20 protein-coding genes and 1 other annotated feature are annotated in these 20,838 nt (G+C 68.1%); of the genes, 6 read left to right on the forward strand and 14 right to left on the reverse strand.

Going from position 1 to position 20,838, the window contains the following annotated elements:
- Nucleotides 1-51: 51 nt before the first annotated feature.
- Together LK533_RS06895 and LK533_RS06900 are read left to right on the forward strand one after the other, a co-directional pair.
- Nucleotides 52-1,746: a long-chain-fatty-acid--CoA ligase gene (locus LK533_RS06895; protein ID WP_229362039.1), complete on the forward strand. Its 1,695-nt coding sequence runs from the start codon at nucleotides 52-54 to the stop codon at nucleotides 1,744-1,746.
- The gene (locus LK533_RS06900) at nucleotides 1,743-2,201 is read left to right on the forward strand and encodes a MerR family transcriptional regulator (RefSeq protein ID WP_229362040.1); all 459 of its coding nucleotides are present in this window, start codon (nucleotides 1,743-1,745) and stop codon (nucleotides 2,199-2,201) included. Before LK533_RS06895 ends, LK533_RS06900 begins: the two co-directional genes overlap by 4 nt.
- 10 nt (nucleotides 2,202-2,211) lie before the next feature.
- On the opposite strand, the gene LK533_RS06905 is transcribed toward LK533_RS06900, so the two are convergent.
- From LK533_RS06905 to LK533_RS06915, 3 genes are all read right to left on the reverse strand, one after another.
- Nucleotides 2,212-2,445 carry a hypothetical protein gene (locus LK533_RS06905; protein ID WP_229362041.1) on the reverse strand — a complete coding sequence of 78 codons (234 nt, stop codon included), beginning with the start codon at nucleotides 2,443-2,445 and terminating at the stop codon, nucleotides 2,212-2,214.
- 93 nt (nucleotides 2,446-2,538) lie between these two features.
- Entirely contained in the window at nucleotides 2,539-2,901 is a 363-nt protein-coding gene (locus LK533_RS06910; protein ID WP_229362042.1) for a hypothetical protein, read from the reverse strand.
- Nucleotides 2,902-3,042: 141 nt separating this feature from the next.
- Nucleotides 3,043-3,330, reverse strand: coding sequence for a hypothetical protein (locus tag LK533_RS06915; RefSeq protein WP_229362043.1), 288 nt, complete (start codon nucleotides 3,328-3,330; stop codon nucleotides 3,043-3,045).
- Nucleotides 3,331-3,531: 201 nt separating this feature from the next.
- Here LK533_RS06915 and LK533_RS06920 point away from each other — a divergent pair, with 201 nt between their 5' ends.
- The gene (locus tag LK533_RS06920) at nucleotides 3,532-4,470 is read left to right on the forward strand and encodes a DUF4424 domain-containing protein (protein WP_229362044.1); all 939 of its coding nucleotides are present in this window, start codon (nucleotides 3,532-3,534) and stop codon (nucleotides 4,468-4,470) included.
- A gap of 7 nt (nucleotides 4,471-4,477) precedes the next feature.
- On the opposite strand, the gene LK533_RS06925 is transcribed toward LK533_RS06920, so the two are convergent.
- Together LK533_RS06925 and LK533_RS06930 are read right to left on the reverse strand one after the other, a co-directional pair.
- Entirely contained in the window at nucleotides 4,478-5,971 is a 1,494-nt protein-coding gene (locus tag LK533_RS06925) for a SulP family inorganic anion transporter (protein ID WP_229362045.1), read from the reverse strand.
- A gap of 64 nt (nucleotides 5,972-6,035) precedes the next feature.
- Nucleotides 6,036-6,091: a sequence feature (sul1 is cis-regulatory element that is thought to sense ions involved in sulfur or methionine metabolism; They are found in Alphaproteobacteria), on the reverse strand.
- Between the two features lie 153 nt (nucleotides 6,092-6,244).
- Nucleotides 6,245-6,523, reverse strand: coding sequence for an SWIB/MDM2 domain-containing protein (locus tag LK533_RS06930; RefSeq protein ID WP_229362046.1), 279 nt, complete (start codon nucleotides 6,521-6,523; stop codon nucleotides 6,245-6,247).
- 335 nt (nucleotides 6,524-6,858) lie between these two features.
- Between LK533_RS06930 and folE the strand changes: the two genes are divergently transcribed.
- The gene (gene folE, locus LK533_RS06935; protein WP_229362047.1) at nucleotides 6,859-7,482 is read left to right on the forward strand and encodes a GTP cyclohydrolase I FolE; all 624 of its coding nucleotides are present in this window, start codon (nucleotides 6,859-6,861) and stop codon (nucleotides 7,480-7,482) included.
- A 250-nt stretch (nucleotides 7,483-7,732) separates the two neighbouring features.
- On the opposite strand, the gene leuA is transcribed toward folE, so the two are convergent.
- The 6 genes from leuA to miaA all read right to left on the reverse strand — a co-directional run bounded on the left by leuA (nucleotide 7,733) and on the right by miaA (nucleotide 14,901).
- Nucleotides 7,733-9,403: a 2-isopropylmalate synthase gene (leuA, locus tag LK533_RS06940; protein WP_229362048.1), complete on the reverse strand. Its 1,671-nt coding sequence runs from the start codon at nucleotides 9,401-9,403 to the stop codon at nucleotides 7,733-7,735.
- A gap of 270 nt (nucleotides 9,404-9,673) precedes the next feature.
- Complete coding sequence (locus tag LK533_RS06945; RefSeq protein WP_229362049.1) at nucleotides 9,674-10,285, reverse strand: YceI family protein; 612 nt, start codon at nucleotides 10,283-10,285, stop codon at nucleotides 9,674-9,676.
- 172 nt (nucleotides 10,286-10,457) lie between these two features.
- Nucleotides 10,458-11,477: a ketol-acid reductoisomerase gene (gene ilvC, locus LK533_RS06950; RefSeq protein ID WP_229362050.1), complete on the reverse strand. Its 1,020-nt coding sequence runs from the start codon at nucleotides 11,475-11,477 to the stop codon at nucleotides 10,458-10,460.
- 90 nt (nucleotides 11,478-11,567) lie between these two features.
- Nucleotides 11,568-12,083 (reverse strand): acetolactate synthase small subunit, encoded by a 516-nt coding sequence (gene ilvN / locus LK533_RS06955; RefSeq protein WP_229362051.1) that lies wholly within the window; start codon nucleotides 12,081-12,083, stop codon nucleotides 11,568-11,570.
- Nucleotides 12,084-12,136: 53 nt separating this feature from the next.
- A complete protein-coding gene (locus LK533_RS06960) occupies nucleotides 12,137-13,882 on the reverse strand; it encodes an acetolactate synthase 3 large subunit (protein ID WP_229362052.1) in 1,746 nt (581 codons plus the stop codon).
- An 83-nt stretch (nucleotides 13,883-13,965) separates the two neighbouring features.
- Nucleotides 13,966-14,901: a tRNA (adenosine(37)-N6)-dimethylallyltransferase MiaA gene (miaA, locus tag LK533_RS06965; RefSeq protein ID WP_229362053.1), complete on the reverse strand. Its 936-nt coding sequence runs from the start codon at nucleotides 14,899-14,901 to the stop codon at nucleotides 13,966-13,968.
- On the opposite strand from miaA, the gene serB reads away from it, so the two are divergent.
- A complete protein-coding gene (gene serB / locus LK533_RS06970; protein ID WP_229362054.1) occupies nucleotides 14,894-15,835 on the forward strand; it encodes a phosphoserine phosphatase SerB in 942 nt (313 codons plus the stop codon). The genes miaA and serB overlap by 8 nt on opposite strands.
- A gap of 354 nt (nucleotides 15,836-16,189) precedes the next feature.
- Here serB and LK533_RS06975 read toward each other — a convergent pair whose 3' ends face one another.
- A complete protein-coding gene (locus LK533_RS06975; RefSeq protein ID WP_229362055.1) occupies nucleotides 16,190-17,149 on the reverse strand; it encodes an SPOR domain-containing protein in 960 nt (319 codons plus the stop codon).
- 173 nt (nucleotides 17,150-17,322) lie between these two features.
- Here LK533_RS06975 and LK533_RS06980 point away from each other — a divergent pair, with 173 nt between their 5' ends.
- On the forward strand, nucleotides 17,323-18,579 hold the full coding sequence (locus tag LK533_RS06980) for an SPOR domain-containing protein (protein WP_229362056.1): 1,257 nt from the start codon (nucleotides 17,323-17,325) through the stop codon (nucleotides 18,577-18,579).
- Between the two features lie 12 nt (nucleotides 18,580-18,591).
- Here LK533_RS06980 and LK533_RS06985 read toward each other — a convergent pair whose 3' ends face one another.
- Entirely contained in the window at nucleotides 18,592-19,809 is a 1,218-nt protein-coding gene (locus LK533_RS06985; RefSeq protein WP_420705829.1) for a dihydroorotase, read from the reverse strand.
- Nucleotides 19,806-20,795, reverse strand: coding sequence for an aspartate carbamoyltransferase catalytic subunit (locus LK533_RS06990; protein WP_229362057.1), 990 nt, complete (start codon nucleotides 20,793-20,795; stop codon nucleotides 19,806-19,808). The genes LK533_RS06985 and LK533_RS06990 overlap by 4 nt, the downstream gene beginning before the upstream one ends.
- Nucleotides 20,796-20,838: the final 43 nt, after the last annotated feature.

The following is a 20,838-nucleotide window of genomic DNA, read 5'->3' on the forward strand; positions in this document are numbered from 1 at the left end:
AGGCCGCATGTGCAGTTTGACGCAGCCCCATTGGATGCTGGAGCACGCCCGATGAGCGCGGCGATGCCCGTGACTGAGCGCGCGCCCCTCGGCGCGGTACCGGCGAAGATCGAGCCTCGGCTGATTCCGAGCCTGCTGGAGCGCGCGGCGACCGTGTATCCGCAGCGGACCGCGATCGACTTCCTGGGCCGCACCTGGACCTATGGCGAGATTGCCGAGCAGGTGGAGCGCGCCGCCCGCGGGCTGCAGGACCTGGGTGTCCGCCCCGGCACGCGCGTCGGCCTCTGCCTGCCCAACACGCCCTATTATGTGATCGCCTATTTCGCGGTGCTGAAGATCGGCGCGGTCGTGGTGGCGATGAACCCGCTCTATGTGGAGCGGGAACTGCACCACCTGCTGGTCGATTCGGGCGCCGAGCTGGTGATCGTGCCGGACCTGGTCGCGATCCACGACAAGCTGCTCGCCGCCTGTGCAGGAACCGAGGTGCGCCATGTGGTGGCAGCTTCGCTCGCGGACGTGCTGCCCTGGGCCAAGTCGATCGGCTTGCGCCTGTTCAAGCGGCGCGAACTCGCGCGCATCGGCCAAGATCCCCGGCACGTCCGCTGGAGCCGGCTGGTGTCGAACCGCGCCGCGCCCGATCCGGTCGCGCAATCCCCGAGCGATCTGGCGGTGCTGCAATATACCGGCGGCACCACCGGCGAGCCCAAGGGGGCGATGCTCAGCCACGCCAACCTCACCGCCAACAGCCAGCAGATGGTGCTCCATGTCGGCCGCCCACCGGACCAGCAGGAGCGCACGCTGGGCGTGCTGCCGCTGTTCCACGTGTTCGCGCTGACCACGGTGCTCAACTATTCGGTCGAGACCGCGGCCGAGATGATCCTGCTGCCCCGCTTCGAGATGGACCAGTTCCTGGCCACCCTGAAGCGGACGCGCCCGACGCAGATCTTTGCGGTGCCGACCATCTACAATGCGGTGAACCAGCTCGATATCGCACGCGTGCCGCGGCTCGATTTCTGCCACACCTGCATTTCCGGCGGCGCGCCGCTGCCGCTGGAAGTACGCCAGGCGTTCGAGGAACGCACCGGCTGCCGCGTGGTCGAAGGCTATGGTCTGTCGGAGGCGTCGCCGATTATTGCCTGCAATCCGCTCAACGGCGGCACGGTAAAGGCCAACAGCGCCGGGCCGGCGTTCCCAGGCACGGTGCTGGAGATCCGCGACCTGATCGATTCGACGAAGCTGATGCCGCAGGGTGAGCGCGGCGAAGTCTGCGCGCGCGGACCACAGGTGATGCTGGGTTACTGGAACCGGCCGGACGCGACGGAGGACTGCTTCATCGACGGCGCGCTGCGCACCGGCGATGTCGGCTATTTCGACGAGGATGGCTACCTCTTCCTCGTCGACCGGATAAAGGACATGCTGCTGTGCGGCGGCTACAACGTCTATCCGCGCGTGATCGAGGAGGCATTGTATGAACATCCGGCGGTGGCCGAAGCCGTGGTGATCGGGCTGCCCGACCGCTATCGCGGACAGGCGCCCAAGGCGTTCGTGACGCTCAGGCCCGACCACCCGGCCAGCGCGGCGGAGCTGTGCGATTTCCTGCGCACCCGCATCAGCAAGATCGAGATGCCGCGCGAGGTCGAGATCCGCGAGACCCTGCCCAAGACGCTGATCGGCAAGCTTTCCAAAAAGGAGCTCGTGGCCGAGGAACACGCCAAAGCGGCGTTGCAGGAGGACGCGGCGGCATGAGCCGGGCTGCGTCCTTGCGCGCGCCCGAGGCTGGCGCGCTGCCGGCCGAGGGCGAGCAGCTGTCGGGCATCCAGGAGGTGTCGGCCGAACTTGGCGTGACGATGCGCACGCTGCGCTTCTACGAGGACCAGGGGCTGATCGAGCCGCGCCGGGTGGGCACAACCCGCATCTACACCCGGCGGGAGGTGGCGCGCATGCAGCTGATCCTGCGCGGCAAGCGGCTGGGCTTCTCGATCCGCGAGATTAAGGAGTTCCTCGACCTCTACGACGCCGATCCGCAACACCATGAGCAGATGCGCCAGTTGGCGCTGCGGGTGCACGACCGTATCCAGCGGCTGCGCCGGCAAAAGCAGGCGCTGGAGGAAACGCTGGGCGAGCTGGAGCGGATCGAGCGCGAGGCGCTGGAGCGCTTGCCGCCCGATGCGCGGCCGGTGGAGCCCGAGGAAAGCCGCTAAACCGGGCAACCTATCGGGCGGGCTGGAACCCGCCGTAGGTGGCGGTTGAGTGAATGCGCCCCGACTTTCCGAACAGCGATCCGGTCAGGCTGGTGTCGGAGGCGGCGGGCACGACCTCGCCACTCGGCAGCAGCGCATAGCGGCTGACCACAACCATGCTCTGCACCGACGCTACCATCATCATCCGGAAGCCCTTGGCGGACGTGAACCGCACGCGTTCAACGAACGGAGTCTTGGCCTTCACGTTCACGAGCGCTTCTGCATGCGTGTCGGCGGAGGCATCGTGAGAGCCGATCTTGACGGCTCCGGCTGGTAGCCGGGCAAACCGGTAGGTGACCTAGCCGGGCGAGGCATCGCTCCGCGTGGCGGGCGCGCCGAACCATTTCGCAAGCTCGGCATAGGCGGGGACAGGACCGCGCTTCGCCTTGCGCGATCCCGCTGCTTCCTTGGCGGTGGGCTTGCGCCCGTCGACGCTGACGAGCTGCCAGCGCTGCGCGGCCGGGCGGCCGGGATCATACTGCTCCACCACCGTCGTGCGGGCTGCGCCGGTCCGGTCGGTGACGCTGGTTCGTTGAAACCGGAATCCGTCCGGCCGGCTGGCCCGCATCGCTGCAAGCACGCGGTTCTGCAGTTCGTCGGCCCTAACCTCCGGCGCGGCGAGGATCACGGCAGCGACAGCGGCCAGGATGGTACGGCTCAATTCCAACCTCCGACGACGAACGGGCGTTGTGCAATCCGTACCATCGCGCGGTTGCGAGTGCCTGGCGAGCGCTGTTTTCGCCCGCGTCTGCCGGGATCCTGCTATCGGAGCGAGGCTCGGCCCCGCTCCGACAGACGTTGGTTACCAGCGATAGCCGCGGCGGTCGTCGCGGTAATCGTCGCGACGGTCGCGGCGGTCATCACGCCAGTCGCGACGAGCGTCCCGGCGCGCTTCGGCAATCTCGCGGCGGCATTCGCGCTGCTCACGACGATACTCCCGGCGGCTATCTGCGCGGCGGAGTTCGCGGCGGCACTCCTGTACTTCGCGTCGAACGTCGCGATCATACCCGCGGTGGTAGCTCTGTGCCGAAGCGACGGTCGGCATAGCGACCATGGTTGCGGCGGCGGCCCAAGCGATCAGCGTACGCATATTGCTCTCCTTCACGAACTTGATGAAGAGAAATTATGCCGCGTCGCCTGAACGGTTTCGGACCGGCGCGTTCATCATCGAGACAAGGGCGAAGGCACCGTCGTAGGGCCGGCCGCATGGCGCAAAGCCATACGGTGAATAGGGAAGGAAAACCGGGTGCAGCGTGCTGAGCAGAGGTGGGGGGCGATCCGGGCCGCGGTGGTGCCCGTTCTTGCCCTGGCGCTGGCGGCGATCCCGGCGGACGCGAACGACTCCACCGCTCAACTGGCGGCCGGCGGCCTGGTGCTGACCCGGAACGACACGATCGAGATGCAATCCGAAGACCTCTACATCTCACGGGAGGCGGTGCGGGTTCGCTATCGGTTTCTCAACAGCAGCGGTCGCGACGCGACGGTTCGAGTCGCCTTCCCGATGCCTGACATTGGCGGGCCGGACTTTTTTGTGGGGGACGTGTCGATCCCCGTCGATGCGCCGGCGAACATCCTCGGCTTTACGACCCTGGTCGACGGCAAGCCGGTCAAGATGGAGGTGGAGCAGAAGGCAATGGTCGGCGACGTCGATCGCAGTGCCTGGCTGATCGCCAACCATGTGCCGTTGGCGGTCCACCTCGACGCAGCCGATGCCGCGATCGCGCGGCTGCCTGCGGACAAGCGTGCGGAGGCGGCGAGGCTGGGCCTGATCGATGCTGCGGGCGAGCCGTTGTGGGTGCTGCGCACCACCTATCACTGGCTGCAGACGTTTCCGGCCGGGCGCCCGGTGACGATCGAGCACCGCTACACTCCGTCGGTGGGTGGAACGGTGATGACCGGCATCGGCCAGGACTGGGACACCGACACCGCCCGCAGCTATTGCGTGGAGCAGCCGATCCTGCGGAGCGTCGCGCGCTCGGCCAAGGGAGGCGACGGTCCGCGCTATGCCGAGAACTGGGTCGATTACATCCTGGTGACCGGGAGCAACTGGAAGAAGCCCATCGGCGACTTCCGACTGGTGGTGGACAAGGGCGCGCCCACGACACTGGTAAGCTTCTGCGGCAAAGGCGTGACCAAGACGGGCGCCACGACGTTCGAGATGCGCAAGCGCAATTGGCGGCCGGAGCAGGACCTGTCGATCCTGTTCCTGACCCCCTATGACGCGGATTGAGCTCGCCTCAATGCGGCACGACGCCCAGTTCGACGCCCGTCTTGTCGTGGAGTGCGAAGCGGTCGACCAGGTCGGCGCTGGCGCGGTTGTAGCCGATCACCTCCACGTCGCGGCCGTCGCGACGCAGGCGGGCGACGATCTTGTCGAGCGCCCCTACGCCCGAGATGTCCCAGAAATGCGCGGCCGACACGTCGATCACGACGCGGGCAGCGCTGTCCTCCGCCTGGAAGGCGCGGGTGAAGCGGTCGACCGAGGCAAAGAAGATCTCCCCCTGGACGCGGTAGGTAGCACTGCCGTCGGCGCCGGCTTCCCGCTCGACCGAGAACATGCGGCGTACCTTGCCGGCGAAGAGGATGCCCGACAGCAGCACGCCCGACAGCACGCCGGCGGCCAGATTGTGGGTGGCGACCACGACGGCCACCGTCACCAGCATTACCGCCGAGGAGGTCGGCGGATGGCGGCGGAGGTTGGCGATCGAGTTCCAGCTGAAGGTGCCGATCGACACCATGATCATCACCGCCACCAGCGCCGGCATCGGGATGCGGCCAACGACGGGGCCCAGCACCGCGAGCAGGAACAGCAGGAAGGCGCCGGCCGTGAAGGTCGACAGGCGCTTGCGGCCGCCCGAGGTGACGTTGATCACCGACTGGCCGATCATCGCGCAGCCGCCCATGCCGCCGACCAGGGCCGCGGCAATGTTGGCGCCGCCCTGGCCCATGCACTCGCGCCGCTTGTCGCTGTCGGTGTCGGTCATGTCGTCGACGATCTGCGCGGTCAGTAGCGATTCGAGCAGGCCGACCGCTGCCATGGTCAGCGAATAGGGAAGAATGATGCGCAGCGTGTCCCAGGTGAGCGGGACGTTCGGCAGCGCCAGGCTCGGCAGGCCTTCGGGCAGCTTGCCCATGTCGCCGACGGTGCGGACCGGGAAGCCCAGCGCAATGCTGATCGCGGCGAGCACGAGGATCGCGACCAACGGCGAGGGCACCGCCTTGGTGATGCGCGGCAGCAGGTAGATGATGGCAAGGCCGGCCGCGATCAACGCATAGCTGTGCCAGGTGACGCCGACGAACTGCGGCAGCTGCGCCATGAAGATCAGGACCGCGAGCGCGTTGACGAAGCCGGTGATGACCGAGCGCGACACGAACTGCATCAGCAGGTCGAGCCGCAGCAACCCGGCGACCATCTGGATCAGTCCCATCAGGATGGTGGCTGCGAACAGATATTCGACGCCATGGTCGCGGACCAGCGGGGTCACGACGACGGCGACCGCGGCGGTCGCGGCAGAGATCATGCCGGGGCGGCCGCCCAGAAAGGAGATCACGATCGCGATCGCGACCGAGGCATAGAGGCCGACGCGCGGATCGACGCCGGAGATGATCGAAAAGCCGATCGCCTCGGGGATGAGGGCGAGGGCAACGACGATACCGGCGAGGACGTCGCGACGCGCCTCTCCGACGCTGGTGAACCATCCGGTCCGGAAGCGGGAAACAATGTCGGTCATGCAGAAACCACAAGCAGGCACATGGCGCCGCACCCGGTGCAGCGTCTTCGCAGTCCATGTGATCTGTTGTCCGGCGGATCGGCGGCCGGAATAGCCACCCGGATTTGCACCGGGTCCTTGCGAGTTGCCTCGCCTCTATGGGGGCGCAGCCGCGCTTGCAAGCCCGTGCTGGAAGGCTGTGGCCGGGCAGGGCGGGAGGAACGAGGACGTCGGCGTGCGAAACCGACGCGGTGGCTGCGGGACCGTCCGGATGGCCGGACGGCCCCGACAGGCTCAGCTCATGTGCGCGTTGAGCAGCTTGTTCATCTCGAACATCGAAGCCTTCTTCTTGCCGAAGAGCTTCTCGAGCGTCTCGTCAGCGAGAATTTCGCGCTTGTCCTGCGGGTTCTGCAGGTCGTGCTTCTTGATGTATTCCCACATCTTGCTGACCACCTCGCTGCGGGGCAGCGGGTCCTTGCCGGTGATCTTCGCCAGGTCTTCCGACGGCGTGACGGGCTTGGCGATACCGCCGCGAGCGGCGCCGGTCTTGGTGGTGGTCGACGTCTTGGCCATTCTGCTTCTCCTTAAATCCTGCGGTCCGAACCCCTGGGCGGCCGCGCGGTTGCCATGCTTATGCGCGGTTTCGGGCAGCTTGTCGCTTGCGAAGGTCGAGCGTGGCCCGGGCAGGGCGTGCAGCGGCGGCGCATCGCGAGCCTGCGGCGTTTCCTGGTCCCATGCGCGCGTCCGTTCCCCCTGCGCCACGCGGCCCGTTACGGCCGCAGTTTCCTTTTGCGCAGTGAGGAATTAACGCTGCCTTCTTCGAGACGTCAACGCGGTCTGCGCCGGGTGCGACGTTTTGTGGGTCCGCAAACGCGCGTCGGACCCGAAAATCGACCAAGGAACACCGCATGCAAGCCGACACCTCCGCGACCGCCGACGGCGATCTGGTCGCATCTCCATCAAAGCCGCCCGTGCCCGAGGAGGTCGCAGACGCGATCCGCACGCTGCTGCGCTGGGCGGGCGACGATCCGGAGCGGGAGGGATTGCTCGACACGCCCAAGCGCGTGGCGCGCGCATGGAAGGAATATTGCCAGGGTTATGGCGAGGACCCGGCCCACCACCTGGCGCGCACCTTCGAGGAAGTGGGCGGCTATGACGAGATCGTGCTGCTGCGTGACATCCCGTTCCAGTCGCACTGCGAGCACCATATGGCGCCGATTATCGGCAAGGCGCACATCGCCTATCTGCCGCGCGACCACGTCGTCGGCATCTCCAAGCTCGCGCGGGTGCTGCACGGCTTTGCCCGGCGGCTGCAGGTGCAGGAGCGGCTGACCGCGCAGGTCGCCGACTGCATCTGGGAGAAGCTGGCACCGCGCGGCGTCGCGGTGGTGATCGAGGCGAGCCACGCCTGCATGACTGCGCGGGGCGTGCGCACCCCAGGGGTGACGATGACCACCAGCCGGATGATGGGCGTGTTCCGCGAGGACGACCGCAGCCGCAAGGAAGTGCTGTCGCTGATGGGGCTGGGATGAGCCTGCCGCCGGGTTGAAACCAGCCGCCGTACTCCTGCGAAAGCGGGAGTCCAGGGTTGCGGAGCGGAGCGCTTGTGGCCCTGGCCTCCTGCCTGCGCAGGAGCACTGGAGCGGTTGAACTACGCTTGAACTCTAACCGTACCCCGGCGGAGGCCGGGGCCCAGGTGCGGTGGTCTGGCTGGCCTGGCGCGGCCTCGCGAAGCCTTCCCAACTGGGCCCCGGCCTTCGCCGGGGTACAGCTTGGGAGGGATCAGGCGGCGACGCGGTTCGCCGCGCTGAGCGCCGCGCGGACCGTGGCAGTTGCCACGTCGGCGTCGATGCCGGCGCCGAACACGCGGGTGCCGTCGGGCAGCGTGCATTCGAGATAGGCGGCCGCCTGTGCGTCCGAACCGTTGCCGATCGCATGCTCGCTATAGTCGACCACGTCGAGGTCGATGCCGCAATCGTCGCGCAGCGCCGAGAGCAGGCTGGACAGCAGGCCGTTGCCCTTGCCGGAAATCGACCGCGTCTCGCCATCGAGCCGCAGTTCGCCCACAAAGGTCCGCGCCTGACCGGCAGCACCGTGGCTTTCCGAATAATCGACCAGCTGGAAGCGGTCGCCCTCGTTCGGCAGATAGGCGGCTTCGAACGCACCCCAGATGTCGGCGGCGTTCAGCTCGCGGCTGGTCTCGTCCGCCACCCGCTGGACGTGGCGGCTGAAGTCGGCCTGCATCCGCTTGGGGAGCTTCAGCCCCTTGTCCTGCTCCAGCACCCAGGCGACGCCGCCCTTGCCCGACTGCGAGTTGACGCGGATCACCGCCTCGTAATCGCGGCCGAGGTCGGCGGGGTCGATCGGCAGGTAGGGGACGTCCCACAGGCCGTCGTTGCGCTGCGCCTGGGCGGCGAAGCCCTTCTTGATCGCGTCCTGATGGCTGCCGGAAAAGGCGGTGAACACCAGTTCGCCGGCATAGGGGTGGCGCGGGTGGACGGGCAGCTGGTTGCAATATTCGACGGTGTTGATGACCTCGTCGATGTTGGAGAAATCCAGCTCCGGATCAACGCCTTGCGTGTACATGTTGAGAGCGAGTGTCACGATGTCGCAGTTGCCGGTGCGCTCGCCATTGCCGAACAAACAGCCCTCGACCCGGTCCGCCCCGGCCATCAGGCCGAGCTCGGCGGCGGCCACCCCGGTACCGCGATCGTTGTGCGGGTGGAGGCTGATGACGACGCTGTCGCGGTTCGGCACGTTGCGGCAGAACCACTCGATCTGGTCGGCATAGACGTTGGGGCTCGATGCCTCGACCGTCGCCGGCAGGTTGAGGATCAGCGGCTTTTCCGGGGTGGGGCGCAGCACGTCCATCACGGCCGCGCAGACCTCTACCGAGAAGTCGAGCTCGGCGGTGGAGAAGGTCTCCGGCGAATATTCGAAGCGCCAGTCGGTGTCGGGGCGCTTGCCCGCCTCGTCGCGCAGGATCTTGGCGCCGGTGATCGCGATCTCGCGCACTTCGTCGCGGCTCATGCCGAACACGATGCGGCGCCAGGCGGGGGAGACGGCGTTGTAGAGGTGGACGATCGCGGTGGGCGCGCCCTCCAGCGACTGGAAGCTCTTCTCGATCAGGTCGCGGCGCGACTGCGTCAGCACCTGGACCGTCACATCGTCGGGTACGCGGCCGTTGCGGATCAGGCCGGAAATGAAGTCGAACTCGGTGGCACCGGCGGAAGGGAAGCCGACCTCGATCTCCTTGATGCCGACCTTTACGAGCAGGTCGAAGAAGCGGGTCTTCTTTTCGGCATCCATCGGATCGATCAGCGCCTGGTTGCCGTCGCGCATGTCGGTCGACAGCCAGCGCGGCGCGCGGGTGATCGTCTGCGACGGCCACTGCCGGTCAGGCAGGTCCACCTGGGGGAAGGGGCGGTATTTGGTCGAAGGATCGCGCAGCATCGCAGCCTCTTTGGCAAGTCGCCGCACGCGTGGCGCGGGCGTCGGTCAGCAAGTTGGTCGGAAAAAGACAGCCCTTAGGGGCATGCACGCATGCGCAACACGCCCCTAAGGGCGGATAAGTCGAAGAAGGCGCAGTGCAGCGATCACGGGCGCCGTCATGGCGCGCGGAGGCGGGCTTGTCCAGCCGGTTTGACGCGAGTGCGAGACGAGGTGCGGTGTGAAGGGGGTGCGGTGTGAAGGGGGCGCGGTGTCGCGCCCCCTTGTGGCTGCTTACGCCTGCTCGAAGGCGGCGCTGATGTCGAGTTCCACCTCGTCCGACACGGCCGGAATGCCATAGGCGATGTTGAAGTCGGAGCGCTTGATCTTGGCATCCGCTTCAAAGCCGATCGTCGGCTTCTTGGACATCGGGTTCGCGCCCGCGCCGGTGAAGTGGGCGTTGAGCACGACCGGCTTGGTGACGCCGTTCAGCGTGAGGTTGCCGGTGATGGTCGCACGGGTGCCGCTGACCTTGACGGCGGTCGAGGTGAAGCGCGCAGTCGGCGTGACTTCCGCGTTGAAGAAGTCCTTGCTCATCATGTGCTTGGTGAGGCCAGCGCTCGCGGTGGTGAGCTTGCTGACCGGGATCGTCACGTCGAGCTTGGCGGCGGCGGGCTTCTTCGGGTCCAGCACCAGCGTGCCGTCGGCGTCACCGAAGATGCCGAAGTAGTCGTTGAAACCCAGGTGGTTGACGCGCCAGCCGATCAGCGTGTGGGCGGGATCGGTCTTGTAGGTGCCAGCCGCGACACGGCTGACGTCGGCAGTGCCGGGGATCGGCATCTGCTGCGCGAGGAGGGGAGCGGCGACCGCGAGAGCGGCGCCGGCGAGGATCAGGGGCATGCGCATGGAAAGTTCTCCAACGAAAAGGACGGCGGATTAGTCTGCCGCCGCCCCTTCGCTGTCAAACCATGCAAGAGGAAACAGGTTGTTTCGCTAGCGTTCTTGCAAACCCGTTTGTTTGTCTCGAAACAAACGGGGTGGGACAGACGGAATCGCTCGCGCGATCCCGTCTGCTGCCTCAGTTCTTGTCCTTGTCCACCAGCTTGTTGGCACCGATCCAGGGCATCATCGCGCGCAACTCGCTGCCGACCTGCTCGATCGGGTGGCGCTTGGCGGCGATGCGGCTGGCCTTCAGTTCCGGCTGCCCGGCGCGGTTGTCGAGCACGAAGCCCTTCACGAAGCGGCCCGACTGGATGTCGGCGAGCACGCGCTTCATTTCCTTCTTGGTCTCTTCGGTGATGATGCGCGGGCCGGTCTTGATGTCGCCGTACTCGGCGGTGTTCGAGATCGAGTAGCGCATGTTGGCGATGCCGCCCTCGTACATCAGGTCGACGATCAGCTTGAGCTCATGCAGGCACTCGAAATAGGCCATTTCAGGGGCGTAGCCCGCCTCGACCAGCGTCTCGAAGCCGGCCTGGACCAGCGCGGTGGCGCCACCGCACAGCACCGCCTGCTCGCCGAACAGGTCGGTCTCGCATTCCTCGCGGAAGTTGGTCTCGATGATGCCCGAACGGCCGCCGCCAACGCCCGAGGCATAGGCGAGTGCGACGTCATGCGCGTTGCCTGACGCGTCCTGGTGCACCGCGATCAGGCAGGGCACGCCGCCGCCGCGTGCATATTCCGAACGCACGGTGTGGCCCGGGCCCTTGGGCGCGATCATGATGACGTCGATATCCGCCGGCGGCTCGATCAGGCCGAAGTGGACGTTGAGGCCGTGCGCGAAGGCGAGCGCCGAACCGGGGCGCAGATTGCCCTTGATATCCGCGTCATAGATCGCGGCCTGATGCTCGTCGGGCGCCAGGATCATCAGGATGTCGGCCCAGGCGGCGGCTTCCTGGTTGGGAAGCACCTTGAAGCCCGCGTCCTCTGCCTTCCTGGCGCTGGGCGAGCCGGGGCGGAGCGCGATCGCGATGTTCTGCACGCCGCTGTCGCGCAGGTTCTGCGCATGGGCATGCCCCTGCGAACCATAGCCGAGGATCGCGATCTTCTTGTTCGACAACAGGTTCAGGTCGGCGTCGCGGTCGTAGTAAACGCGCATGTTCTTCCCTTTCGACTCAATTGCTTGCGGCCCCAAGCAGAGGCCATGTGTGTGGTTCCGGGCTCCCGCCTGGGCAGGAGCGGACGAGGATCAGGCGGGCTCGCGGCCGCGGGCGATGGCGACGACGCCGGTGCGGGCGACTTCGACCAGCCCGACTTCGCGCATCAGCTCGATGAAGGTGTCGACCTTCTGGGTGCCGCCGGTCACTTCGAACACGAAGCTGGAGGTGGTCGCATCGAGCACGCGGGCGCGATAGACCTCGGCGAGGCGCAGCGCCTCGATCCGGTGCTCGCCCGCGCCCACCACCTTCACCAGCGCCAGCTCGCGCTCGACGTGGGGCCCAAGTGCGGTGAGGTCGACAACCTTGTGCACCGGCACCAGCCGTTCGAGCTGGGCGAGGATCTGCTCCATCACCGGGGCCGAGGCCGAGGTGACGATGGTGATGCGGCTGATGAGATCGTCTTCCGAGATGTCGGTGACGGTCAGGCTCTCGATATTATAGCCGCGCGCCGTGAACAGCCCGGCGATGCGCGCCAGGATGCCCGGCTCGTTGTCGACGATGATGGCGAGCGTGTGCCGCTCGCGCACTTCTTCCTTGATGTGCATGGTTCAGCCGATCCGGTTGAAATCTGTGGGAAAGAGGGGAGGCGGCGCCGCCGTCAGACCAGCGCCTTGGCCTCGTCGTCCATCTCGCCCGATACCTCGCTTGCCCACAGGATCATCTCGGTGTGCGCGGCCCCCGATGGGATCATCGGGAAGCAGTTGGCGAGCTTCGACACCCGGCAGTCGACCACGACCGGACCGTCATGGGCGAGCATCGCCTCGATCCCGGCGTCGAGATCATTCGGATGCTCGATGCGGATGCCCTTCCAGCCATAGGCCTCGGCCAGCTTCACAAAGTCCGGCAGGCTTTCGCTGTAACTCTCGGAATAGCGGCCCGAATAGGTCAGCTCCTGCCACTGGCGGACCATGCCCATATATTCGTTGTTGAGGATGAAGATCTTGACCGGCAGCCGGTACTGGGTCGCGGTCGCCAGCTCCTGGATGTTCATCTGGATCGAGGCTTCGCCGGCGATGTCGATCACCAGCGCGTCCGGCTCACCCAGCTGAGCGCCGATCGCGGCGGGCAGGCCATAGCCCATCGTCCCGAGGCCGCCCGAAGTGAGCCACTTGTTGGGTGCCTCGAACCCGAAATGCTGGGCGGCCCACATCTGGTGCTGGCCGACCTCCGTCGAGATGATCGGCGCGCGCGCCTTGGTCGCCTCGTACAGCGCGCGGATCGCCCGCTGCGGCATGATCTCGTCCGCGCGATCCTCGAAGTCGAGGCAGTGCTTGGCACGCCAGCCGGCGATACGAGCGAACCATTCCGTCAGGTCCGGCGTGGGGTAGGCCCGCGCCTTCCACAGGTCGATCATCGCCGCGAGCGCACGGCCGCAATCGGCGACGATCGGCAGGTCGACGCGCACGTTCTTGTTGACCGAGGAACGGTCGATATCGACGTGGATCTTGCGGCTGTGGGGGCTGAACGCGTCGAGCCGGCCCGTCACGCGATCGTCGAAGCGCGCGCCCAGGCAGATGATCAGGTCCGCCTGGTTCATCGCCAGGTTCGCCTCATAGGTGCCGTGCATGCCGAGCATGCCGAGCCACTTGTCGGACGAAGCGGGCAGCGCGCCCAGGCCCATCAGCGTGGAGGTGACCGGGGCGCCGGTGAGCGCCACCAGCTCGCGCAGCAGTTGCGATGCCTCCGGCCCCGAGTTGATGATGCCACCGCCTGTGTAGAAGACCGGGCGCTCGGCCGCCGCCAGCATCTCCACCGCTGTCTCGATCGCCACCGCGTCGGGCTCGATCTGCGGGCGATAGGTCTTGTGCTGGATCGGACCCGGCGTGCTGTAGCGCGCAGTCGCGACCTGCACGTCCTTGGGGATGTCGATCACGACCGGCCCGGGGCGGCCGGAGGTGGCGATGTGGAATGCCTCATGCACCACCGAGCCGAGGCGCTGCGGGTCCTTCACCAGATAATTATGCTTTGTGCAGTGGCTGGTGATGCCGACCGTGTCCGCTTCCTGGAACGCGTCGGTGCCGATCAGCGCGGTCGGAACCTGGCCGGTGATGACCACCATCGGGATCGAATCGAGCAGCGCGTCGGTGATGCCCGTGACCGCGTTGGTGGCGCCGGGGCCCGAGGTGACGAGCACGACGCCCGGCTTGCCGGTCGAGCGGGCGTAGCCCTCTGCCGCATGAGTCGCCGCCTGCTCGTGGCGGACCAGGATGTGGCGGATCTTCGACTGCCGGAACAGCGCGTCGTAGATCGGAAGCACCGCGCCGCCGGGATAGCCGAACACGAGCTCCACGCCGAGATCGACCAGCGCCTCGACCAGGATTTCGGCTCCGCTTTTCTCGACCACGTCACGTCCTCCTCATTTTCGCAGCTGCAGCAGCAGCCCTTCGGACGGAGCGCGCCTACCGGCAGCACCAGGAGGATGCAAGGTTAGTTTGATAATTTTTGTTCAAAAAAACTGCGGAAGTCGTATTTTTCCGTCTCGGCAACGAACTGCCACGTCGGCGGAGGCTGGTTGCGAAACCAGGTATATTGGCGCTTGGCATATTGCCGGGTCGCGAGGCGGGCGGCGGCAAGTGCCTCTTCCCGCGTGATTTCTCCTGCGAGATACGCCGCAATCTGGGGCACGCCGATCGCGCGGCACACCGGTGCATCGGGGGAAAGGTCGCTGCGGGTGAGCAAGGCCGCGACTTCCTCGATCCCGCCGCTCGCGAACATCGCCGCGAGCCGGCGGTCGCAGCGTTCGAACAGCCAGGCGCGGTCGGGGAGCAGCACCACCGGCACCAGCTCGATGCGGTCGGCGATGCCGCCCTCGCGTGCTGCCTGCCAATCGCTGAGCGGGCGGCCGGTCGAGCGCACCACCTCCAGCGCGCGCGCCACCCGCGTCGTGTCACTGGCGCGCAGGCGTTCAGCCGCCGGCGGGTCCAGGCGAGCGAGGTCGGCGTGGGCCTCGGCGACCGGGAGCGCGCGGACTGCAGTGCGGATCTTCGCGTCGATCTCCGGCACCGGCGCAATCCCGTCGAGCAGGGTGCGCAGGTACAGGCCAGTGCCGCCGACGAGGACGGGCAGGCGCCCCTCGGCGAGGGTCGCGTCGATCGTGGCGCGGGCTTCGGCGGCCCAGCGGGCGGCGGAATAGTCCGCGCCGCCGTCGACATGGCCGAACAGGCGGTGCGGGACCTGCGCTTCCTCCTCGGCGCTCGGGCGGGCGCTCAGCACGCGCAGGTCGCGATAGACCTGAGCGGAGTCGGCGTTGATGACGGTGCCCTGGTGGCGCTCGGCGACGGCGATCGCGAGCGCGGACTTGCCGCTCGCGGTCGGCCCTGCAATGAGCGCCACCTTCGGCAAAGGGGTATGCACCATGTTCATCGCGACGCTGATAGCAGACGGGAGCCTGGATCAAGCGCTTCTCTCCGAGATCGCGCATCAATTCGATCAAGACTGCACGGCGGGGACGTTGACGGGGGTGTCCTGGCTCGACGAGGGCTGGGCTGCCGACCTTCTCTTCGATCCTGCAGATGGCGTGACCCAATCGGATTGTGCAGAAATCGCCGAGGCGATCAGGGAGCAGGCTTGCTCGATAGTGCAAGAAGGCTTCGGCCTGGATCTGAAGCTCGACGTCGTAGTGCAGCCCGCCGCGAACCGGCAGAAGAAGCTGCTGATCGCGGACATGGACTCCACCATGATCACGGTCGAGTGCATCGACGAACTTGCCGACTATGCCGGGATCAAGCCACAGATTGCCGAAGTGACCGAACGGGCGATGCGGGGCGAGCTCGACTTTGCCGCAGCGCTGGACGCGCGGGTCGCGCTGCTCAAGGGGCTCGGCGAGGATGCGATCGAACGCTGCCTTGCCGAGCGGGTGCGGATCACGCCCGGCGCCGAGGCGCTGGTGAAGACCATGCGCGCGAACGGGGCGGAGACGATCCTGATTTCGGGCGGCTTCACCCGCTTTGCCGAGCCGGTGGCGCGGCAGATCGGCTTTGCGCGGGCGATCGCCAACCGACTGATGATCGCGGACGGGATGCTGGACGGGACGGTCGCCAAGCCGATCGTGGACTCAGGCACCAAGGAGGCGACACTGGTCGAGGCGATCGCCACGCTGGGGCTCGATCCGGCGGATACGCTTGCGGTGGGCGATGGCGCCAACGACCTGGCGATGATCCGGCGGGCGGGGCTGGGGGTGGCATTCCACGCTAAGCCGATCGTCGCGGCCGCAGCGGGTGCTCGGATCGACCATGGCGATCTCTCGGCGCTGCTGTACGCGCTGGGGTATGCGCGGGATCGGTGGGTGGTGGCGTAGGAGCTGCCGGGACGTTCCGCGACCGCTCCGTACCCCGGCGCAGGAGGGGGGGCAGCTACGGTCGCGCGCAACCTCTGGGTCTTACCGCCAGCAGTCCGGCGTCTGCGGGACCATCGGATAACCCGCGACAACCGCCTCGAAACCTGCCGTATCCCTGCGCAGGCAGGGATCCAGGGCCAAGCAGAACAACGCCTCGCGCTGGATGTGGCCCTGGGCTCCCCCCGGCGCGGGAGCAGGTAACGGCATCCTTGAGCTTTAGCAGACCGGCGGATGGCTGGGGCGACGGCGCAATGGCGTGCGGCGTCGGCGGCTTTCCTGACTGGGCCCGGCCTTCGCCGAGACCCCAAGAGGGCGCTAGCGCTTCACCGGCAGGCAGGACTTTACGGCCGAACAAGCACGGCTGGCTTCTGCGCTCGACGCGTAGGGGCCGACCAGCAGCTTGGTGACGGCGCCGGACTGGACATATTCGGGGCTGCGGCCCGGGAACTTGCCGCGGAGCTGTGACCATAGCGCCTGGGCGCCGCCGGTCTCGCGAAACGCGCCGAGCTGGACGCGCCAGGCGCCGCCGGCGGCTGGCGTGGCGGTGCGAGCCGGGGCCGGCACCGGGGTGGCCGGCTTGGCTGCGACAGGGGCTGGACGCGCCGGAGCGGCCGTTGTCGGCACCGCACGCGCAGGCGTAGCCACTGCCGGAGCCGGTTCCGCCGCCGCCGGTGTAGCCGCCGCGACATTGGTCGCCGTCACCGGCGTGCGTGCCGCCTGTGCCTGGAGTGTGCGGGCCAGTTCCAGCCCGCGCTGGCGATCCTGCAGCGAGACATAGCGGTCCATCTGCGCCAGCGTTTGCGAGGCCTGCGGAAGCCCGGAGCTGGAAGCGCGAGTCATCAGCGCATAGGCGCGGACCCAGTCCTTTGCGACCGCATCGCCGTTGAACAACATGGTGCCGAGCACGAACTGCGCGCGCGCTTCCCCGCGCGAGGACGCCTGCTCCAGCCACTTGGCCGCTTCCTGGCGGCGGCCGTTCTGGAACAGGGCCAGGCCATAGTTGGTCACCGCCTGCGGATGGCCCTGAGCCGCTGCCTTGGCATACCATTGCTCGGCCTGCGCCAGGTCGGCGGGAACGCCGCGGCCGAGCTTATAGGCCTGAGCGAGGTTGAACTGTGCGTCCGGGTCACCCTTGGCCGCAGGTTCGCGCCATTCCTTCACCGCTCGCGCGAAGTCGCCGCGGGTCCAGGCGTCCACGCCTGCCTTGACGTCGGCAAGTGCCGGCTGGCCGAGCAGCAGCAGGGCTGCGGTCCCGAGAAAAAGCTTGGCTCGCATCGTCTTCATCCTTCCGCGTCGCTGCCCGCTTATCGCCGCACGGGCGCTGGCGCCACCCTTGCGGCGACGGCCCGAGCGGCTGCGGCGGCATGCTCCGCCCGGGCGCATTAACCCGATGTTATGGCCGGTCGGGACAGGGTTTGCCGGTAATCCAGCGAAGGGGAAGGTGTGACGTGCTGAGCGGCAGGGGCAAGGGGGCGAGGACCCGCACCGTGCTCGCGCTCGGCGGCGCGGCGGTGCTGCTCGGGACCGGCTGCACAGCTGGAGCACCCGGAGTGGCTTCCTCGGTCGATCCCGAACGGACCCAGACGCGCATCGACACGCTGACCGACAAGGCCGAAGTCGCCATCGCGGAGCATCGCGGCAAGGCGGCGGTGCGCTATGCCGAACAGGCAGTGGCGCTGGCACCGGCGGACCCGCGCTATCGGGCGCTCCTGGGCCATGCCTATCTGCAGGCCGGACGCTTCCGCTCGGCGGCGCAGGCGGCGGGGGACGCGCTGGCGCTCAACCCGCGCGACCCGCGCGCCGCGCTCGATCTGGCGCTGGCGCAGACCGCGCTGGGCGACTGGACCGCGGCGCGCGCCACGCTGGCGACCTATGCGGAGATCCTCAAGCCGGCCGACCGCGGGCTGGCGCTGGCGCTGGCTGGGGACCCTGTCGGCGGTGCGGTGCTGATCGGGCAGGAAGCGCGCGGGGCCGCGGCGAGCGCCACGGCGCGTCAGAACCTGGCGCTGGCGCTGGCGCTTGCGGGCCATTGGCCGGATGCGCGCGCGGTCGCCGCGGTCGACCTGGCGCCGGACGAGGTCGAGCGGCGAATGGCGCAATGGCTTCAATTCGTGCGGCCGACCACCTCCTCGGAGCAGGTCGCGTCGCTGCTCGGGACCAAGGCGGTGGCCGATGCGGGGCAGCCTGTGGCGCTAGCTCTGGTGCAGCCGGCGGTGTCGGTCGCGGTTGCGGAGGCGCACGTCGAAGTTCCGGTGCCGCCTGCTGCCGAGCCTGCCGAGCCGGCCGTTGGCGGCGTTCGCTTTGCAGCACGGCAGGAGATCGTCCAGCCGATCGCGGCGCGCGTCGTGGTGCGGGAGGCAGCGCCCCGGGCCGAACCTCGCGGGGTCCGAGTTGCCGCTTCGGTGACGGCTGGCCGTTATTACGTCCAGCTGGGGGCGCATGAGTCTGCTGCCGCAGCGCAGGGTGCGTGGAACAGCGCACGGCACCGGCATCACGACCTCGCGAGCCTCACGCCCTATGCCGGCGAGACGCGGGCGCGCGGCGGCAGCTTCTATCGCCTGTCCGTGGGCGGGTTCGCCCGGCCAGAGGCGATGGCGCTATGCGCGCGGTTGCGCAGCGAGGGAGGCAGTTGCTTCGTGCGCGAGCAGGCGGGCGAGCGGGTTGCCGACTGGGCAGCGCCGAAGCGGCAGGTCGCCGCCCGCTGACCGGCAGGCCGCTTACAGGAAGCGGCCGCCCTTCATCACCCTGAGCGCCTTGCCCTGAACCGGCAGGCCATCGAACGGCGTGTTGCCGGCCTTGGCGGCCATGCGCTCGGCCGAGATCAGCCAGGGCGCGTCGGCATCGGCGATCAGCAGGTCAGCCGGGTTTCCGGCCGCCAGCGTGCCGGTGTCGATGCCGAGCACCCGCGCCGGGTTGACGGCGAGCAGCGCGAACAGGCGATCGGGCGTGAGGAACTCGTCGCGGACCAGGCTCAGGCCGAAGGCGAGCAGCGTCTCCGCGCCCGCCATGCCTTCGCTCGAATCGGTGAAGGGTAGGCGCTTCTGCTCCGGTCCGCGCGGGTCGTGGCCCGAGCAGAGCACGTCCACGGTGCCGTCGCGCACCGCGGCGAGGGCCGCCTGACGGTCGCTCTCCGACCGCAGCGGCGGCGAGAGATGGGCAAAGGTGCGATAGTCGTTGAGCGTGTTGTCGCTGAGCAGCAGGTGCGCCGGCGTGATGCCGCAGGTGACCGGCAGGCCGCGGGCCTTGGCCCGGCGGACGAGGTCGAAGCCGGCGGCGGTGGTGACCTGGCGGAAATGCAGCGCAGCGCGGGTCTCTTCGACCAGCATCAGGTCGCGGGCGATCGCCAGCGCCTCTGCCATAGACGGCGCGGCGGGCAGGCCGAGCCGGCTGGCGGTCTCACCCTCGGTCGCGACAGCACCCTCGGCGAGGCCGCCGTCCTCGGCATGGGCGATCACGGTCAGGCCGCAGTCGCGGGCGTAGCGCAGCACCTTGCGCATCACGCCGGAGTCGCCGATCCAGCGGCGACCGGTCGCAACCGCGCGCGCACCGGCACCGGCGTTGATCGCCATTTCGGCGAGGTCGGTGCCTTGGAGGCCGCGCGTAGCGGCGGCGATCGGGTGGATCCACAGGTCCGGCTTGCCGGCCTTGGCGGCGCGCTCGACGATGCCGGGATCGTCCAGCACCGGCGACTGGTCGGGCATCAGGCCGACGCGGACGATGCCGCCGGCGCGGAAGGCGGCCGGGTCGACCGCGAACACGCCGAGGTCGACGATGCCGGGCGCGAGCAGCTTGCCGCGCACGTCGATGCGCTCGGCACCTTCGGGGATGGCGACGTCGCCGACCGCCGAGATGCGATCTCCCTCGACCAGCAGCGTGCCAGTGGAAACACCGTTGGTGGGGCAGACGAGCGTCGCGTTGACGAAGGCGAGAATCATGCCCAGCCCTCCACGCCACGCGAGCGCCGGGTCAGCACGTCCAGGCACGCCATGCGGACCGCGACGCCCATCTCGACCTGTTCGGTGATCGCCGAACGCTCAAGGTCATCGGCGACTTCGGAGGTGATCTCGACGCCGCGGTTCATCGGGCCGGGGTGCATGACGAGGGCGCCGGGCGCCGCGCGCTTCAGCCGTTCGGAGGTGAGGCCGTAGCGCATGTGATACTCGCGGGTGGAAGGAATGAAGCCGCCGTTCATGCGCTCGTTCTGGAGGCGGAGCATCATCACGACCTCGGCGCCTTCGAGGGCTGCGTCGAAGTCGGTGAAGGGCGTCACGCCCATGCGCTCGATCTCGGCCGGCATCAGGGTCGAGGGGGCGACGACGCGCACTTCGGCGGCGAGTGTTGTGAGCGCCAGGATGTTGGAGCGGGCGACGCGGCTGTGCAGGATGTCGCCGCAGATCACGACCTTGCGATGGGCGATGGCACCCGTGCGGCGGCGGATGGTGAGCGCGTCGAGCAGCGCCTGCGTCGGATGCTCGTGCCAGCCGTCGCCAGCGTTCAGGACTGGACAGTCGACCTTGCCCGCGATCAGCTTGACCGCGCCCGAGGCGGAATGGCGGATGACGATCACGTCGGCGCGCATCGCGTTGAGCGTCACCGCCGTGTCGATCAGCGTCTCGCCCTTCTTCACGCTAGATTGCGCGGCGTGCATGTTCACGACGTCGGCGCCCAGCCGCTTGCCCGCGATCTCGAACGACAGCAGCGTGCGCGTCGAGTTCTCGAAAAAGGCGTTGATCTGGGTGATGCCCTCCAGCCGACGGTCGCTCTGGGCGCGGCTGCGGTTCGCCTCCACCCATTGTTCCGCCTCGTCGAGCAGGAACAGGATCTCGTGGGGCTGAAGGCCTTCGATGCCGGTCAGGTGGCGGTGCGGAAACACCGCGCCCCCGGGGATCTGGGCGGCGGGGCTGTGATCGGAAATGTGCATCGAGGGGATCGCCTAATCCCCGCGGCGGGCACGCGCAAGGCGT

Source organism: Sphingomonas sp. PL-96, assembly GCF_020707215.1.
Lineage (GTDB): Bacteria > Pseudomonadota > Alphaproteobacteria > Sphingomonadales > Sphingomonadaceae > Sphingomonas.